Origin of the sequence: Thermomonas sp. S9 (assembly GCF_024704365.1) — a bacterium.
In the GTDB taxonomy this organism is placed as follows: Bacteria; Pseudomonadota; Gammaproteobacteria; order Xanthomonadales; family Xanthomonadaceae; genus Thermomonas.
In genome coordinates, this window is the sequence record NZ_JAJDFY010000001.1 from 2,366,948 (window position 1) to 2,382,096 (window position 15,149).

Here is a 15,149-nt window from a genome sequence, read left to right on the forward strand (position 1 = left end):
GAAACCCCGCTGCGGCGGGGTTTCTTCGTTTCCTTCTTGGTGCCCAAGGGGGGACTCGAACCCCCACGACTTGCGTCGCTACCACCTCAAGGTAGTGCGTCTACCAATTCCGCCACCTGGGCAATGCGTGGATTCTAGAACCTGCTGCCGCCGGCGTCACTTGCCGGGGGGCGGGCGCGGCCGGCGGCTCCGCCGGCGCCGGGGCCGCGGCGGCGGGCTGCACCGGCGCGGGGGGGATCTGGGCGGCGGGCACCCGCGCGGCAGGCGCGGCCGGGGCGGTGGGCACCGGCTGCTGCGCCATCAGGCCCAGGTCCGGCTTGGCCGGGCCGCCCCTGCCCTGCTTGCTGGCGTACATGGCCATGCCCATGCTCACGGTGAAGAACACGATGGCCAGCCACTTGGTGGTCTTGCTCAGGAAGTTGGACGCGCCGCGCGCGCCGAACACCGTGGCCGAGGCACCACCGCCGAAGCCGGAGCCGGACTGCGCGCCTGCGCCCTGCTGGAGCAGCACGAAGGCGATGATGGCGATGGCCACCAGCACGTAGAGGATGTTGACGAGTTGCAGCAGCATGTCGCGCGTTCTCAGGTGAGGTCGGCCGCCGCCTGCGCGATGGCCAGGAAATCCGCGGCCACCAGCGAGGCGCCGCCGATCAGCCCGCCGTCCACATCGGCCTGCGCGAACAGGCTGGCCGCGTTGTCGGGCTTGACGCTTCCGCCGTACAGCAGCGGCAGCAAGCGAGCGATTTTAGCATCGAACTTCGCCACTTCGCCACGGATGAAGGCATGCACCGCCTGCGCCTGCTCCGGACTGGCGGTGCGCCCGGTGCCGATCGCCCACACCGGCTCGTAGGCCACCACCGCGCGCGCGAACGCCGCCGCGCCGGCGCGCTCCAGCACCGGGAGCAGCTGGCCGGCCACCACCGCCTCGGTCTGCCCGGCCTCGCGCTCCTCCAGGCGCTCACCCACGCACAACACCGGCACCAGCCCGGCCGCCTGCGCGGCGACGAACTTTTCGGCCACCAGCGCGCTGCTCTCGGCGTGGTACTGGCGGCGCTCGGAATGACCCACCAGCACGTAGCGGGCGCCGACGTCGGCCAGCATCGCAGCGGCCACCTCGCCGGTATAGGCGCCCTTGTCGTGGGCGCTGCAGTCCTGCGCGCCCAGCGCGATGCCGGCTTCCGCGCACGCCCCGGCCAGGCCGTCCAGGTAGGGGAACGGCGGCAGCACCGCCAGCTCCACCCCGGCGGGGCGGGCCGCGCCCAGCTCCGCGACCAGCGCCGCCGCGAACGCGCGGCTACCGTGCAGTTTCCAGTTCCCGGCGACGATCTTGCGGCGCATGCAGTGCTCCCCGTGCGAAGGGCCGCAAGTTTAGCAATTGCGCCCGCCGCCGCCGTATAGTCCGCGACATGAACCGCCCCGCCCCGATGATGCGCATCCTGCCCTACCGCAAGCCCACCGAGGGCCGCGACTACTGGGTGTTCGACGACGTGCTGCCCAACGCCATGGCCGTGCGCGAGCGCTGCCTGGCGAAACAGGACTGGGCGCTGGGGTTCCCGCATACCGGTGAAAGCTGGCCGGGCCGGCGGGCGATCCCGGCGCTGGAGCCAGACGAGCTCACGCAGGTGGAAGAGCGCGTGCGCGCCGCCACCGGCGCCAGACGGCTGTGGGTGCAGCCGGCACCCGACGGCAAGACTCTGAACCACAACTGCGTGCAGGTGGTGGGCGCCCGCGAGGCGCAGGCGCGCCCGCATGCCGACTCGCGCTCGCTGTGCCGCTATGCCGCGGTGCTGTACCTGCTGCCGGATGCCCCCGCCGACAGCGGCACCGGCTTCTACCGCCAGCGGCTGCCCAGCGGCCAGCTCGGCGGCAATACCGTCACCAAACCGCACGACAACCTGGTGGACGCGCTCGGCACCCGCTTCGTGCCGCCGGACAGCTTCGTGGAGGACGTGCGCGTGCCCAACCGCTTCAACCGCCTGCTGGTGTACAGCGCCGCGCTGATCCACAGCGCCACCGCCTACTGCGGCAGCGTGCTGGAAGATTCGCGCATGGCCGCGGTGTTTTTCTGGATGGCCTGAGCCCGGCACGCAAGCCGACGCCGGGCGTGCGAAGGCCGCCTCGCGGCGGCCTTCCCGCGCTCACTTCAGCTTGATCTCGCGCAGGCGCTCTTCCAGATAGCCCTGGGCGGTGATCGGCTGCGGATAGCGGCTGGGATTGCCGGCGCTGACGCAGTTGGGCAGCACGTCGATCACGAAATCCGGGTTCGGGTGCAGGAAGAACGGCGTGGAGTAGCGCGGCTGGCGCGCCTTCTCGCCCGGCGGGTTCACCACCCGGTGGGTGGTGGACGGCAGCACATGGTTGGTCAGGCGCTGCAGCATGTCACCGATGTTGACCACGATGGTGTCGGCGTCCGCGGTGAACGGCACCCACTCGCCCTTGCGCGAGAGCACCTCCAGCCCTTCCGCGCTGGCCCCGACCAGCAGGGTGATCAGGTTGATGTCCTCGTGCGCGCCGGCGCGCACGTTCGGGATCTCATCCGCGGTGATCGGCGGATAGTGGATCGGGCGCAGGATCGAATTGCCATTGTCGATCTTGTCCGCGAAGTAGTCCCCGGGCAGCCCGAGGTTCAGCGCCAGGGCGGAGAGCACCCGCGATCCCAGCGCGTCCAGCGCGTCGTACAGCGCCAGCGCGCGCGCGCGGAACTCCGGCACTTCCGCCGGCCACAGGTTGGGCGGCATCACGTCGGCGTATTTCTCGTCGCGCCGCTCGCGGCCGACGTGCCAGAACTCCTTGAGGTCGAAGTACTTGGCGCCCTTCGCGGTCTCCACTCCGAACGGGGTGTAGCCGCGCGCGCCGCCGCCGCCGGGCACGTGGTACTGCTTCTTGGCCTCCTCCGGCAGGGCGAAGAACGCGACGAAGGCGTCGTAAGCACCGTCGATCACCTCCTGCGGGATGCCGTGGCCGCGGATGCCGGCGAAGCCCCACTCGCGGTAGGCGTTGCCCAGCTCGGCCACGAAGGCCTCGCGGTCGGTGTCGAAGCGGCGGATGTCGAGGGTCGGGATCTGCGGCTGGCTCATGGGACGGCTCGGGAATAATGAGGAGTTCCGCGCAGTATGCCGTCGCCGGCGCGCGCGGGGATTGATCGGGATCAGGCCGCGGCCGCACGCACGGCGGCGGCCAGGGCCTGCACGGTGGATTCGACCAGCGCGGGGTCGTCGGCTTCGACCGTCACCCGCACCACCGGCTCGGTGCCGGACGGTCGCAGGAAGGCGCGACCGCGCCCTTCCACCGCGCGCTGCGCCTGCGCCAGCGCGGCCTGCACTGGCTCCGCCTCGGCCGGCTTGCGGCCCGCCTCGAAGCGCACGTTGACGGTCCTCTGCGGCAGCTTGCGCAGGCCCTGCACCGCCTCGGCCAGGCCGATGCCGCGCCGGCGCAACACCTCCAGCACCTGCAGCGCGCTGACGATGCCGTCACCCGTGCTGGTGCGGTCCAGGCACAGGAGATGGCCGCTGGCCTCGCCGCCGAGCACCCCGCCGTGCGCCAGCAGCTGCTGGTGCACATAGCGGTCGCCGACCCTGGCGCGCACGAAGCCGATCCCGCGCGCGGCCAGGGCCTGCTCCAGGCCGTAGTTGCTCATCAGGGTGCCGACCACCGGCCCGCGCAGGCGACCGCTGGCCTGCCAGTCGCAGGCCAGCACATACAGCAGATCGTCGCCATCGCGCACGTTGCCCTGCGCATCCACGAACAGCACGCGGTCGCCGTCGCCGTCGAACGCGATGCCGAGCTCGACGCCGCTCTCGCGCACCCGCGCAGCCAGCGCCTCGGGATGGGTGGAGCCCACGCCCTCGTTGATGTTGACCCCGTTCGGTTCGACCCCGATCGCCTCCACCCGCGCATCCAGTTCGCGCAGCACCAGCGGCGCCAGCTGGTAGGTGGCGCCATTGGCGCAGTCCACCACGATGCGCATGCCGCCGAGCTGGAAGCCCTTGGGCACCGAGTTCTTGCAGGCCTCGACGTAGCGCCCGACGGTGTCGCGGGTGCGCACCGCCTTGCCCAGGCGCTCGGACGGCACGGTGCGGAACGGCTGCTCCAGCGCGGCCTCGATCGCCAGCTCGGTGGCGTCGTCGAGCTTCTCGCCCTGGGCCGAGAAAAACTTGATGCCGTTGTCGTGGTGCGGGTTGTGCGAGGCGGAGATCACGATCCCGCCGTCGGCGCGCATGGAGTGGGTGAGGTGCGCCACCGCCGGGGTCGGCATCGGCCCCATCAGCTGCACGTCCACGCCGGCCGCCACCAGCCCCGCTTCCAGCGCGGCCTCGAACATGTAGTTGGAGATGCGGGTGTCCTTGCCGATCACCACCATCGGCTTGCGCCATTCCTGGCGATCGCGCGCGGCGGCGGCCAGCGCATGCCCGTACGCATTGCCCAGGCGCAGCACGAAATCGGCCGAGATCGCGCCCTCGCCCACCCGCCCGCGGATGCCGTCGGTGCCGAAATAGCGGCGCCCGCTCATGCTGCCTCCGTGGCGTCCACCGGCACCGGCTGCTTCATCAACAGCGCCAGCAGGTGCGCCAGCCGCTGCCGCATCTCGCGGCGGTCCACGATCTGATCGACGGTGCCATGCTGGAGCAGGAACTCGCTGCGCTGGAAGCCTTCCGGCAGCTTCTCGCGCACGGTCTGTTCGATCACCCGCTGCCCGGCGAAGCCGATCAGCGCGCCCGGCTCGGCCAGGTTGAGGTCGCCCAGCATGGCGAAGCTGGCGGACACCCCGCCGGTGGTCGGGTGGGTGAGCACCGAGATATACGGCAGCCCGGCCGCGCGCAGGCGACCCAGCGCGGCCGAGGTCTTGGCCATCTGCATCAGCGAGAACAGGCTCTCCTGCATGCGCGCGCCGCCGCTGGCGGAGAAGCACACGAACGGGCAGCGCAGCGCCAGCGCGCGCTCGGCCGCCAGGGCGAAGCGCTCGCCCACGACCGAGCCCATCGAGCCGCCCATGAAGGCGAAATCGAACGCGGCGGCCACCAGGTCGCGGCCCATCAGCCGGCCCTCCAGCGCCACCAGCGCGTCGCGCTCGCCGGTGGACTTCTGCGCGGCCTTGATGCGCTCGGAATACTTCTTCTGGTCCTTGAACTTGAGGACATCGGTCGGCCCGAGCTCGGCGCCGATTTCGCGCCCCTGCCCGCCATCCAGCAGCGCCGCCAGCCGCACCCGCGCGCGGATCGGCATGTGGAAGGCGCACTTCGGGCAGACCTCGAGGTTCTCCTCCAGTTCCGGCCGGTACAGCGCGGCGCCGCAGCGCTCGCACTTCTCCCACAGGCCCTCGGGCACGCTGCGCTTGCGCTCGCCGCCCACCTCGGTGCGGATGCCGGTGCCCGGCATCAGTTTCTTAAGCCAGCTCATTGGTCTTGATCACCGCAGATTGCATTGCAGGCAGGATTGCCCGGCCCGCCCCGGCACCCGCCGGGACGGCCCGATCCCGCTACTTTACTCCCCGGCCCAGCGCCTGGCCCGGCCCGCTTCAGGCCGCGGCCGCGACCCCGTCCAGCGCCGCCCGCAGCGGATGCAGGAAGACACCGGCGCGCGCGGCGGCGGCATCCGCATCCGGGCCGCCGTCCAGCGCCGCCACCAGGGCGCTGCCGACCACCACACCATCGGCGTGCGCGGCCATCGCCGCGGCGCTGTCGGCATCACGGATGCCGAACCCGGCGAACACCGGGATGCGCGTCATCGCCCGCACCTGCGCCAGGTGGCGCGCGGCCTCCTCCACGTCGAGCCGGGCGGCGCCGGTGACGCCGGCATAGCTGACGTAGTACAGGTACCCGTCGGCCTGCGCGCACAGCCGCTGCAGGCGTGCCTGCGGGGTGGTCGGCGAGGCCAGCGAGATCAGCGCCAGGCCGTGCTGGGCGAACGCGGCCTGGTACACCCCCGCCTCTTCCGGCGGCAGGTCCACCAGCAGCATGCCATCCACCCCGGCCTGCGCGGCTTCGGCGGCGAACGCGGCCGCGCCGCGCACCTCGACCGGGTTCAGGTAGCCCATCAGCACCACGGGCGTGTCCGCATCCGTCGCCCGGAACGCGCGCACGCAGTCCAGCACGTAGGTCATGCCGGCGCCGCGCGCCAGCGCGCGCTCGGAGCTGCGCTGGATCACCGGGCCATCCGCCATCGGGTCGGAGAACGGCACCCCCAGCTCGATCAGGTCCGCGCCGGCCTGCGCCAGCGCGTGCATGACCGGCACGGTCGCCGCCAGCGCCGGATCGCCGGCGGTGACGAACGGCACCAGCCCCTTGCGCCCGGCCGCACGCAATGCGTCCAGCCGCTGCTGCAGACGGGTCATTCGTTGGCCGCGGCCGCCGTGGCGGTGTCGGCATTCTTCAGGCGGCCGATCTTGACGCCGGCGGCCTTGTACTCCTCGGCCAGCTCGGAATCGCCCACGTCGATGCCGCGCTCTTCGCCCATGCCGTCCAGGTGCTCGTTCAGCATGCGGCGGTACATGGTGGTCATGTAGTCCAGGAACGGTACGCGCTCCTCGGCGGCGGCGATCGGCTTGACGCTGGTCAGGAACACGTGCGCGTTGAAGCGCGCGCTGGCGAACAGGGCGGCCAGGCTGATGTTCTTCTCGCCGTACTTCTGGGACTGCTTGTGGGTCAGCTCCAGGTATTCGTTGACGCACTCGAAGAACTGCGGCGGGAACGGGGTGCCCGTCTGCGGATCGACCGGGTTCTGGGCCTGCGGGGTGGTTTCGTCGGCCATGGCCGGACTCCTCTACTGGATGATGAACGAAGGGACAAGCCGGCCATTTTGGCCCAAACCGGGCCCGCAGGCCAAATCGCCCCTTCCGGGCCGCTATAGCGACAACCCCTCGCGCGCGGCGATGGTGTGCACGTCCTTGTCGCCGCGGCCGGACAGATTGCACAGCACCAGCGCATCCTTCGGCAGCTCGCGCGCCAGCTTGATCGCCTGCGCCACCGCGTGAGCTGGACTCCAGCGCCGGCAGGATGCCCTCGCTGCGGGTGAGGCGATGGAAGGCGTCCAGCGCCTCGGCATCGGTGATGCCCACGTACTCGGCGCGGCCGCTGTCCTTGAGGAAGGCGTGTTCGGGACCGACGCCCGGATAGTCCAGCCCGGCGGAGATCGAATGGGTCTCGATGATCTGGCCGTCGTCGTCGCAGATCACATAGGTGCGGTTGCCGTGCAGCACACCGACCCGGCCCGCGGCCAGCGATGCGGCGTGGCGGCCGGTCTCGATGCCGTCACCGGCCGCCTCGGCGCCGACGATGCGCACGGACGGGTCGTTGAGGAAGGCGTGGAACAGGCCGATGGCATTGCTGCCGCCGCCCACGCAGGCGGTGATCGCGTCCGGCAGGCGCCCGTACTCGGCCAGCATCTGCGCCCGCGCCTCGCGCCCGGCCACCGCGTTGAAGTCGCGCACCATGCGCGGGTACGGGTCGGGGCCGGCGACCGTGCCGATGATGTAGAAGGTGTCGTGGACATGGGTGACCCAGTCGCGCATCGCCTCGTTCAGCGCGTCCTTCAGCGTGGCCGAGCCGCTGGTGACCGGCACCACCGTCGCGCCCAGCAGCTTCATCCGGTACACGTTGATCTTCTGCCGCTCGATGTCGGTGGCGCCCATGTACACCACGCACTCCAGTCCCAGCCGGGTGGCCACGGTGGCGCTGGCCACGCCATGCTGGCCGGCGCCGGTCTCCGCGATGATCCGCTTCTTGCCCATGCGCGCGGCCAGCAGCGCCTGGCCGATGGTGTTGTTGATCTTGTGCGCGCCGGTGTGGTTGAGGTCCTCGCGCTTGAGCAGGATCTGCGCGCCGCCGACCTCGCGGCTCAGGCGCTGGGCGTGGTAGATCGGGCTGGGGCGGCCCACGTAATGCTTGAGGTCCTGCTCGAACGCGGCGAGGAAGGCCGGATCGGCGCGCGCGGCGTCGTAGGCGGCGGCCAGCTCCTGCAAGGGGCCGATCAGGGTCTCGGCGACGAAGCGGCCGCCGTGGCGGCCGAAGTGGCCGTCGGCATCGGGAAAGGCGTGGAAATCGATGACCGCGGCGGCGGCCTGGGGGCGGGAAGCGTTCACGCGGAAGTCTCCGGGGTCGGAACGCGCGGGGCGCGGGGCCACGGCGCGGGTCGAAACGAGGGGGAGTGGCGCCCGGGGGCGCGCAGGCACGACGCGTCGCGCGGCGTTATCGGACCGCCGCCGCAGGCACGCGGCGCCAGCGCCGCAGGGAGCGGCCGAAAGGAGCGCGGGGGGCGGTTGGAAGGCTTCATGGCGTGGCCATAGCCTACCCGATCCGGGGCGTGGTTTGCCCGTCGCAGTCCGCCTCGCGCACGGCCTCCACGAACCGCCGCATGCGCGCGCCGTCCTTGATGCCGGGCGCCAGCTCGATGCCGCCAGCCACGTCCACGCCCCACGGCCGCACGGCGCGGACCGCATCGCCCACGTTGTCCGGATCCAGTCCGCCGGCCAGCAGCCACGCGCCGTCGAGGGCGGCGGGGATCGCCCCGGCATCCAGCCGCTGCCCGCTGCCGCCCGGCTGCCCCGGCGCGTGGCCGTCCAGCACGAAGCCAGCGGCATGCGGCCAGCGCGCGCGCAGGGTCGCGCCGTCCACGGCCACGCCGCCCAGGCCCAGGCCCTTGAAATACGGCAGCCCGAAGCGGCGGCAGAACGCATCGTCCTCGCTGCCGTGGAACTGCAGCAACGTCGGCCGCAGCTGCGCGATGGCGGCGCGGACCTCGGCCTCGGAATTGTCCATGAACAGCGCCACCAGCTCCACCATCGGCGCCAGCGCCGCGCGCAGGGCCGGCGCCAGCGCCGGATCCACCCGGCGGCGGCTGCGCGCGGCGAAGATCACCCCCACCGCGTCCACGCCCAGCTCGCCGGCCAGGCGCACATCGCCCGGGCGGGTGAAACCGCAGAACTTGATGCGGGTGCGCAACGGCGTGGCGCGGGCCAGGTCATTCATCGCCGCAGGCCTCCTCCGGCAAGCCCCAGTGGCGCGGGTACTTCGGGCCGAGGAACAGCAGCCCGGCGGCCGGCGCGGTAGGGCCAGCGACGGTGCGATCGCGGCCGTCCAGCAGCTCGGCGATCCACTCCGGCGGGCGCTCGCCGCGCCCCACCACCAACAGCGAGCCGACGATGTTGCGTACCATGTGGTGCAGGAAGGCGTTGGCCTGCACCTCCACCACCACTTCGTCGCCGGTGCGGATCACGCAAATCTCCTGCAGGTTGCGGCGGGCGTGCGTAGCCTGGCACTGCACGCTGCGGAAGGCCGAGAAATCCCGTTCCCCGCGCAGCGCCTGCGCCGCATGGTGCATGGCCGCCGCATCCAGCGGCATCCGTTCCCAGCCCAGGTACTGGCGCTCCAGCCCGGGCCGCGCGCTGCGGTTGAGGATGCGGTAGCGGTAGCGGCGGGCGACGGCGGAGAAGCGCGCACTGAAACCGGCCGCCACCGGCACGCACCAGCGCACCGCCATCGTCGGCGGCAGGTTGGCGGTGGCGCCCAGCACCCAGCCGCGCGCATCGCGCGTGGCCTCGGTATCGAAATGCACCACCTGGCAGCGCGCGTGCACGCCGGCATCGGTACGACCCGCGCAGATGGTATCGATGCGGCTATTGGCGACCTTCGACAGCGCGATCTCCAGCGCGGTCTGCAGGCTGCCGTCCGGCTCCAGCGCGCCGGCCTGGCTCAGCCGCTGCCACCCCGAAAACCCGCTGCCGTCATACTCGACGCCCAGTGCCAGCCGCATCGCGCCCCGGCCTGCCTCAACCCACCAGCTTGCTGAGCATGCGCGCGGCTTCGTCGCTGACCGCCTCATCCTTGTCGTCCAGCAGTTCCAGCAGCAGCTGCTGGGCCGAATGCTCGTCGCCCATGTCCAGGAATGCGCGCACCAGCTTGAAGCGCTGTTCCGGGGTGGCGTGCGCGGGCACCCCGCCCGCGGCCTCCACCGCCGCAGGGGCCGCCGCCGGAGTCGGCGCGGGGGAGGCCGGGGCCACATCCGGCCCGGCCTTGACCCAGCCCGAATGCCATTGCGGCGCATCCGCGCGCGGCACAGCGGGCACTGCCGGCGGCAGGCTGGCCAGATCCACGGTGACCTCGGCAGCATGCGGCGTGACAGGAGGCGCCGGGTCTTGCGCCGTCACGGACGCCTCCGTGCCTGCCGGTTCCTGCTGCGCCGGCATCTCCGCATCGGCGGCTTCATCCGCAGCCACCGCGGCGTCCGCAGGGGCGGCATCGGCCGCGTCTTCCATCGGCGCCGTCCCGGCAGCGGCGGTCACGGCGGTCATGCTGGCCGCCAGCGCCTCGCTGTCGAACACCCGCCGGCGCGGCGGCGCGGCCGGCTTGCGGCGGCTGGCCAGCCACCACGCCAGCACCGCCAGCACCACGACGCCCAGTCCGCCCCCGACATAGGGCAGCACGCCGGATTTGCTCTCCGCCGCCGGCGCGCTGGCTGGCTGCGCGGCGGCAGCGGGCTTGGCAGCCGCCGGGGCCGCCTGCGCGGCGGCCTTGCTGGCCTGCGCCAACCGCGCCTGGGCGGCCGCCAGTTCGCTGTCCTTCAGCGCGATCAGCTTCTGCTGCTCGTCCTTCAGCTTTTCCAGCGCGGCCACGCGCTCCTTCAACTCGCCGATCTCGGCGCTCTTGGCCGCGATGTCCTCATCGCGCTGACGCAATTCCTGCTGCAGCATGCTGCCCTCGCCACCGGCGCTGGTGCCGGACTGGATTCCCTGGCCTTGCCCGGTGCGGCCGGCGGCAGGATCTGCAACCGGGCCTCGCCGCGCGCGGCGGTGGTGGATGTGGACGCCGGCGCGCGCGCAGCGGGCGCCGGCGGGGAGGCGGCCGCGGGAGCCGCCGGCGTTGCGACGCTTGCAGCCGCGGCGGCGCTTGCCTCCGGCTGGCGCACGGCGCGGTGCGCCTGCCACCATTGCCGCATCTGCTGACCCACGATTTGGGCTGCCTCGGCGGCATCGATGGCGGCCACGTCCTCGCGGCGGGGCACGCGCAGCACCGCGCCCTGACGCAGGCGGTTGACGTCATCACCAAGGAAGGCGTCGGGATTGGCGCGCAGCAGGGCCAGCAGGGCCTGGTCGAGACTGCCGCCCTGGCGCAGGCCGAGCTTGACGGCGATCTTCGACAGGGTCTCGCCGGCCTTCACCGGGCCATATTCCATGGCGGACGCGGCGGTGGCCGCGGCGCGGGGCGCGGCTGGCGCGGCCGGCAGCGGGGCCGCCGCGATCGCACGGGATGCCGAAGGCTCGGGCGCCGGCATCGTCGGGGCCGGGGCCGGCGGAGTCGCCGCTGCGGGCGCAGGTGCCGGCGCGCTGGCGGCAACCGTCGGGGCCGCGACCGCAGGCGCGGGGCGCTGCACCAGGTTCTCGGCCGGCGGCTGCGGCAGCTGCACCGGTGCCTGCACCACGCTGGCCGCGGCGTTCGGCACATCGATCGGCGCGGAGTACTCGCGCACCAGGCGGCCACTGCCCCAGTCGACCTCGATCAGGAAGTTCAGCACGCCCTGGTCCACCGGCTTGAGGGTGGTGACCCGGATCACCGGGCGCCCCTTGCTGTCACTGCCCAGACTGAACTGCAGGTCGGCGGCGACTCCCGAGGGCGGCGACAGCCCCACCCGACGGAAGGTCTCCGGCGAGGCCAGCCGCGCCTGCAGCGCGGCCAGCTCGCCCGGGGTAGTGGAAATGATCGGGATTTCGGCCAGCAGCGGCTGGTTGCGCCGCGACTTGACCTCGATCTGGCCCAGGCCCAGCGCCCACGCCTGGCCGGCAGCCAGCAGCAGCGCGGCAGCCACCGCGGTTCTCAAGGTCCGGTTCACGTGCGCTCCATCCCCATGTAAGCGTTGCGACTCTAGCCGTGCGCGGCCTTCGCCGGCAAGCCCTCGGCCAGCAGCAGCTCGGCGATCTGCACCGCGTTGAGCGCCGCGCCCTTGCGGATGTTGTCGGCCACCACCCACAGATTCAGCCCGCGCGGATGCGACAGGTCCTCGCGGATGCGGCCCACGAACACCGGGTCCCTGCCCGAGGCGTGGGTCACCGGGGTGGGATAGCCGCCGGCCTTGCGCTCGTCCACCACCTCCACGCCCGGCGCCTGCGCCAGCAGCGCGCGCGCCTCCCCGGCGGTGATCTTCTTCCTGGTCTCGATGTGCACCGCCTCGGAGTGGCCGAAGAACACCGGCACCCGCACCGCGGTGGGGTTCACCTGGAGCGAGGCATCGCCGAGGATCTTCCGGGTCTCCCACACCAGCTTCATCTCTTCCTTGGTGTAGCCGTTGGGCTGGAACTCGTCGATGTGCGGGATCAGGTTGAACGCGATCTGCACCGGGAACTTCGCCGGCGCCGGGTCCTGGAAGCTGAGCAGGGCCGCGGTCTGCCGGCCCAGCTCCTCCAGCGCACGGCGCCCCGCCCCGGACACCGACTGGTAGGTGGCCACGTTGATGCGCTCGATGCCGTATTCCCGATGGATCGGCGCCAGCACCGGCATCAGCTGCATGGTCGAGCAGTTGGGGTTGGCGATGATCCCGCGCGGGCGGTGGCGCGCCGCCTCCGGGTTCACCTCGCTGACCACCAGCGGCACGTCGTCGTCGTAGCGGAAGGTGGAGGAATTGTCGATCACCACCGCGCCGGCGGCGGCGAACTTCGGCGCGTATTCCTTGGAGATGGCGCCGCCCGCGGAGAACAGCGCGATGTCGATGGAGGCCGGATCGAACGTGGCCAGGTCCTGCACCACCAGCTCGTCGTCGCCGAACGCCACCACGCTGCCGGCCGAACGCTCGCTGGCCAGCGCCACCACCGCGCTTACCGGGAACCGGCGGTCGGCCAGGATCGCCAGCATCACCTCGCCCACCGCGCCGGTCGCGCCGACCACGGCCACCTTGTACTGCTTGCTCATCGTTGCTTGCCTCTGGAATCTGGATGCGGCGCCGGGTGGCGCCCGCGGGGGAATGGATTGGCCTGCGTGTCCCGCTGCGGCGCGCTGCTGCCCGTGGGGGCAAAGCCGGCGGCGCGCCGCTAACGTTTCGGGGCCGTGGCCGGGACACGCGGCGACACCTCGCCCACGTCGCCGCACTGCGCGCGGTGGCGCAGCGCCTGGTCCATCAGCACCAGCGCCAGCATCGCCTCGCAAATGGGCGTCGCGCGGATGCCCACGCAGGGTCGTGGCGGCCGGTGGTGACGATGTCCACCACGTGACCGTCCACGTCCAGCCCCTGCACCGGCAGGCGCAGGCTGGAGGTCGGCTTGAACGCCACCGCCACCGACACCTGCTGCCCGGTGGAAATGCCGCCCAGGATGCCGCCGGCGTGATTGGATAGAAAGCCCTCCGGCGTCATCACGTCGCGGTGCACGCTGCCCTTCTGCGCCACGGAGGCGAAGCCGTCACCGATCTCCACGCCCTTGACCGCGTTGATCGACATCATCGCCGCCGCCAGCTCGGCATCGAGCTTGCCGTAGACCGGCTCGCCCCAGCCCGGCGGCACGCCGTCGGCCACCACCAAGAGCTTCGCGCCCACCGAATCGCCGGACTTGCGCAGCGCGTCCATATATCTCTCGAGCTCCGGCACCTGCTCCGCGCAGGGCCAGAAGAACGGATTGCCTTCGACCGCACTCCAATCGTGCGCATGCGGCACGATCTCGCCGAGCTGGACCATGCAGCCGCGTACCGTGACCCCGCGCTGCGCCAGCCACTTCTTGGCGATGACGGCGGCGGCCACGCGCATCGTCGTCTCGCGCGCGCTCGAACGCCCGCCGCCGCGCGGATCGCGGATGCCGTACTTCTGCCAGTAGGTGTAGTCGGCATGGCCGGGGCGGAACTGCGCAGCAATCTTCGCGTAGTCCTTGCTGCGCGCATCCACGTTGCGGATCAACAGCGCAATCGGCGTGCCGGTGGTGACGCCCTCATACACGCCGGACAGGATTTCGACCTCGTCCGCCTCATGCCGCGCCGAAGTGTGACGCGTCTTGCCGGTGGCGCGGCGGGAAAGATCATGCGCGAAGTCCGCAGGCTGGATCGCGATCCCCGGCGGGCAGCCGTCGATCACGCAGCCGATCGCCGGCCCGTGCGACTCGCCGAAGGTGGTGACGCGCAGCAGGTGGCCAAAGGTGTTCATTGCCTCAGAGCAGCCGCCCGGTTGTCGCCGCCGGGGCCTTGTGGCCTTCGCGGGCATCCGCCAGTCGGGCGATGCTGGCGTGGTGCTCGATCAGGTCGGCGCATTCGGCCACGAAGATGCCCATCTGCCCCACCTTGAACTCCACCCAGGCCAGCGGCAGTTCCGGCAGCAGCTTGACCAGCGCGCGCTCGGCCTCGCCCACCTCACAGATCAGCAGGCCATCCTCGGTGAGGTGCAGCGGGGCGTCGCGCAGGATCTTCAGGGCCAGGTCCAGGCCGTCGTCGCCGGCGCGCAGGCCCAGCTCGGGCTCGTGCGCGTATTCGCGCGGCAGGGCGTCGGTTTCGCCGTTGGTGACGTACGGCGGGTTGGTGACGATCAGGTCGTAGCGCTCACCCTGCAACGCGGAGAACAGATCGGACTTCAGAAAGCGCACGTTCTCCACGTGCAGCCGCGCCTCGTTCTCGCGCGCCAGCGCCAGCGCGTCGTCGCTGATGTCCGCACCGTCCACGTGCCAGTCCGGGTTGTAGTGCGCCATCGCGATCGCAATGCAGCCGGAGCCGGTGCACAGGTCCAGCGCGCGGCGCACCTCGCGGTCGCCCAGCTCAGGGCTGGAAGCCGGATTCGATCAGCTCGGCGATCGGCGAGCGCGGCACCAGCGCGCGCGGATCGCATTTGAAGCTGAGCCCCGCGAACCACGCCTCGCCGGTGAGGTAGCAGGCGGGGATGCGCTCCTCGATCCGGCGCAGGAACAGGCCCAGCACATCTTCCTTTTCGGCCTCGGTGATGCGGGCGTTGCCGTAGGCAGGCGGCAGGTCGTGCGGCAGGTGCAGGGCGTGCAGGGTGAGCTGGGTAGCCTCGTCCAGCGCGTTGTCGTAGCTGTGGCCGAAGGTCAGGCCCGCCGCGTTGAACCGGCTGGCGCCGTAGCGGATCAGGTCGATGATGGTCTGCAGTTCCTGAGACATGGGCGAAGGCGCGCGGGCAAAGGATTTGAAGTATAGCGGCGGTGCCCCGCTATCATGGGCATTCACCGCCTGCTGTTG

13 protein-coding genes, 1 tRNA gene and 3 pseudogenes are annotated in these 15,149 nt (G+C 71.8%); 1 reads left to right on the top strand and 16 read right to left on the bottom strand.

Translation table 11 applies throughout. The annotated features are described in order from the left end of the window. Window positions 1–37: 37 nt before the first annotated feature. The 3 genes from LJB71_RS11840 to tpiA form a co-directional block, all read right to left on the bottom strand. A tRNA-Leu gene (locus LJB71_RS11840) sits at window positions 38–122 on the bottom strand. Next, the gene (gene secG, locus LJB71_RS11845) at window positions 101–571 is read right to left on the bottom strand and encodes a preprotein translocase subunit SecG (protein ID WP_259304338.1); all 471 of its coding nucleotides are present in this window, start codon (window positions 569–571) and stop codon (window positions 101–103) included. Before secG ends, LJB71_RS11840 begins: the two co-directional genes overlap by 22 nt. Before the next feature lie 11 nt (window positions 572–582). Continuing rightward, complete coding sequence (gene tpiA, locus LJB71_RS11850) at window positions 583–1,338, bottom strand: triose-phosphate isomerase (RefSeq protein ID WP_259304339.1); 756 nt, start codon at window positions 1,336–1,338, stop codon at window positions 583–585. Window positions 1,339–1,406: 68 nt separating this feature from the next. Here tpiA and LJB71_RS11855 point away from each other — a divergent pair, with 68 nt between their 5' ends. Beyond that, window positions 1,407–2,078: a DUF6445 family protein gene (locus tag LJB71_RS11855; protein WP_259304340.1), complete on the top strand. Its 672-nt coding sequence runs from the start codon at window positions 1,407–1,409 to the stop codon at window positions 2,076–2,078. Between the two features lie 60 nt (window positions 2,079–2,138). Here LJB71_RS11855 and LJB71_RS11860 read toward each other — a convergent pair whose 3' ends face one another. The 13 genes and pseudogenes from LJB71_RS11860 to prmB form a co-directional block, all read right to left on the bottom strand. Continuing rightward, window positions 2,139–3,077 (bottom strand): 2-oxoglutarate and iron-dependent oxygenase domain-containing protein, encoded by a 939-nt coding sequence (locus LJB71_RS11860; protein WP_259304341.1) that lies wholly within the window; start codon window positions 3,075–3,077, stop codon window positions 2,139–2,141. A 71-nt stretch (window positions 3,078–3,148) separates the two neighbouring features. Next, window positions 3,149–4,510, bottom strand: coding sequence for a phosphoglucosamine mutase (gene glmM / locus LJB71_RS11865; protein ID WP_259304342.1), 1,362 nt, complete (start codon window positions 4,508–4,510; stop codon window positions 3,149–3,151). Next, on the bottom strand, window positions 4,507–5,397 hold the full coding sequence (accD, locus tag LJB71_RS11870) for an acetyl-CoA carboxylase, carboxyltransferase subunit beta (RefSeq protein ID WP_259304343.1): 891 nt from the start codon (window positions 5,395–5,397) through the stop codon (window positions 4,507–4,509). Before accD ends, glmM begins: the two co-directional genes overlap by 4 nt. 118 nt (window positions 5,398–5,515) lie before the next feature. Next, the gene (gene trpA / locus LJB71_RS11875; RefSeq protein WP_259304344.1) at window positions 5,516–6,331 is read right to left on the bottom strand and encodes a tryptophan synthase subunit alpha; all 816 of its coding nucleotides are present in this window, start codon (window positions 6,329–6,331) and stop codon (window positions 5,516–5,518) included. Then, a complete protein-coding gene (locus LJB71_RS11880; RefSeq protein ID WP_259304345.1) occupies window positions 6,328–6,747 on the bottom strand; it encodes a DUF3144 domain-containing protein in 420 nt (139 codons plus the stop codon). Before LJB71_RS11880 ends, trpA begins: the two co-directional genes overlap by 4 nt. Before the next feature lie 93 nt (window positions 6,748–6,840). Next, window positions 6,841–8,077, bottom strand: a pseudogene (trpB, locus tag LJB71_RS11885) (tryptophan synthase subunit beta). Window positions 8,078–8,282: 205 nt separating this feature from the next. Continuing rightward, a complete protein-coding gene (locus tag LJB71_RS11890) occupies window positions 8,283–8,963 on the bottom strand; it encodes a phosphoribosylanthranilate isomerase (protein ID WP_259304346.1) in 681 nt (226 codons plus the stop codon). Then, window positions 8,956–9,747 (bottom strand): tRNA pseudouridine(38-40) synthase TruA, encoded by a 792-nt coding sequence (truA, locus tag LJB71_RS11895; protein WP_259304347.1) that lies wholly within the window; start codon window positions 9,745–9,747, stop codon window positions 8,956–8,958. Before truA ends, LJB71_RS11890 begins: the two co-directional genes overlap by 8 nt. 16 nt (window positions 9,748–9,763) lie before the next feature. After that, a complete protein-coding gene (locus tag LJB71_RS11900; RefSeq protein ID WP_259304348.1) occupies window positions 9,764–10,669 on the bottom strand; it encodes a FimV/HubP family polar landmark protein in 906 nt (301 codons plus the stop codon). Continuing rightward, window positions 10,615–11,820 (bottom strand): FimV/HubP family polar landmark protein, encoded by a 1,206-nt coding sequence (locus LJB71_RS11905; RefSeq protein ID WP_259304349.1) that lies wholly within the window; start codon window positions 11,818–11,820, stop codon window positions 10,615–10,617. The genes LJB71_RS11900 and LJB71_RS11905 overlap by 55 nt, the downstream gene beginning before the upstream one ends. Window positions 11,821–11,852: 32 nt before the next feature. Then, a complete protein-coding gene (locus LJB71_RS11910) occupies window positions 11,853–12,893 on the bottom strand; it encodes an aspartate-semialdehyde dehydrogenase (RefSeq protein WP_259304350.1) in 1,041 nt (346 codons plus the stop codon). Window positions 12,894–13,012: 119 nt separating this feature from the next. Next, window positions 13,013–14,109: pseudogene (gene aroC, locus LJB71_RS11915) on the bottom strand (chorismate synthase). Window positions 14,110–14,113: 4 nt separating this feature from the next. Then, window positions 14,114–15,071, bottom strand: a pseudogene (prmB, locus tag LJB71_RS11920) (50S ribosomal protein L3 N(5)-glutamine methyltransferase). Window positions 15,072–15,149 lie beyond the last annotated feature (78 nt).

Excerpts from the sequence above, each read along its gene's own strand:
- secG (WP_259304338.1), bottom strand. The coding sequence starts at position 571 with ATGCTGCTGCAACTCGTCAACATCCTCTACGTGCTGGTGGCCATCGCC.
- tpiA (WP_259304339.1), bottom strand. The coding sequence starts at position 1,338 with ATGCGCCGCAAGATCGTCGCCGGGAACTGGAAACTGCACGGTAGCCGC.
- LJB71_RS11855 (WP_259304340.1), top strand. The coding sequence starts at position 1,407 with ATGAACCGCCCCGCCCCGATGATGCGCATCCTGCCCTACCGCAAGCCC.
- LJB71_RS11860 (WP_259304341.1), bottom strand. The coding sequence starts at position 3,077 with ATGAGCCAGCCGCAGATCCCGACCCTCGACATCCGCCGCTTCGACACC.
- glmM (WP_259304342.1), bottom strand. The coding sequence starts at position 4,510 with ATGAGCGGGCGCCGCTATTTCGGCACCGACGGCATCCGCGGGCGGGTG.
- accD (WP_259304343.1), bottom strand. The coding sequence starts at position 5,397 with ATGAGCTGGCTTAAGAAACTGATGCCGGGCACCGGCATCCGCACCGAG.
- trpA (WP_259304344.1), bottom strand. The coding sequence starts at position 6,331 with ATGACCCGTCTGCAGCAGCGGCTGGACGCATTGCGTGCGGCCGGGCGC.
- LJB71_RS11880 (WP_259304345.1), bottom strand. The coding sequence starts at position 6,747 with ATGGCCGACGAAACCACCCCGCAGGCCCAGAACCCGGTCGATCCGCAG.
- LJB71_RS11890 (WP_259304346.1), bottom strand. The coding sequence starts at position 8,963 with ATGAATGACCTGGCCCGCGCCACGCCGTTGCGCACCCGCATCAAGTTC.
- truA (WP_259304347.1), bottom strand. The coding sequence starts at position 9,747 with ATGCGGCTGGCACTGGGCGTCGAGTATGACGGCAGCGGGTTTTCGGGG.
- LJB71_RS11910 (WP_259304350.1), bottom strand. The coding sequence starts at position 12,893 with ATGAGCAAGCAGTACAAGGTGGCCGTGGTCGGCGCGACCGGCGCGGTG.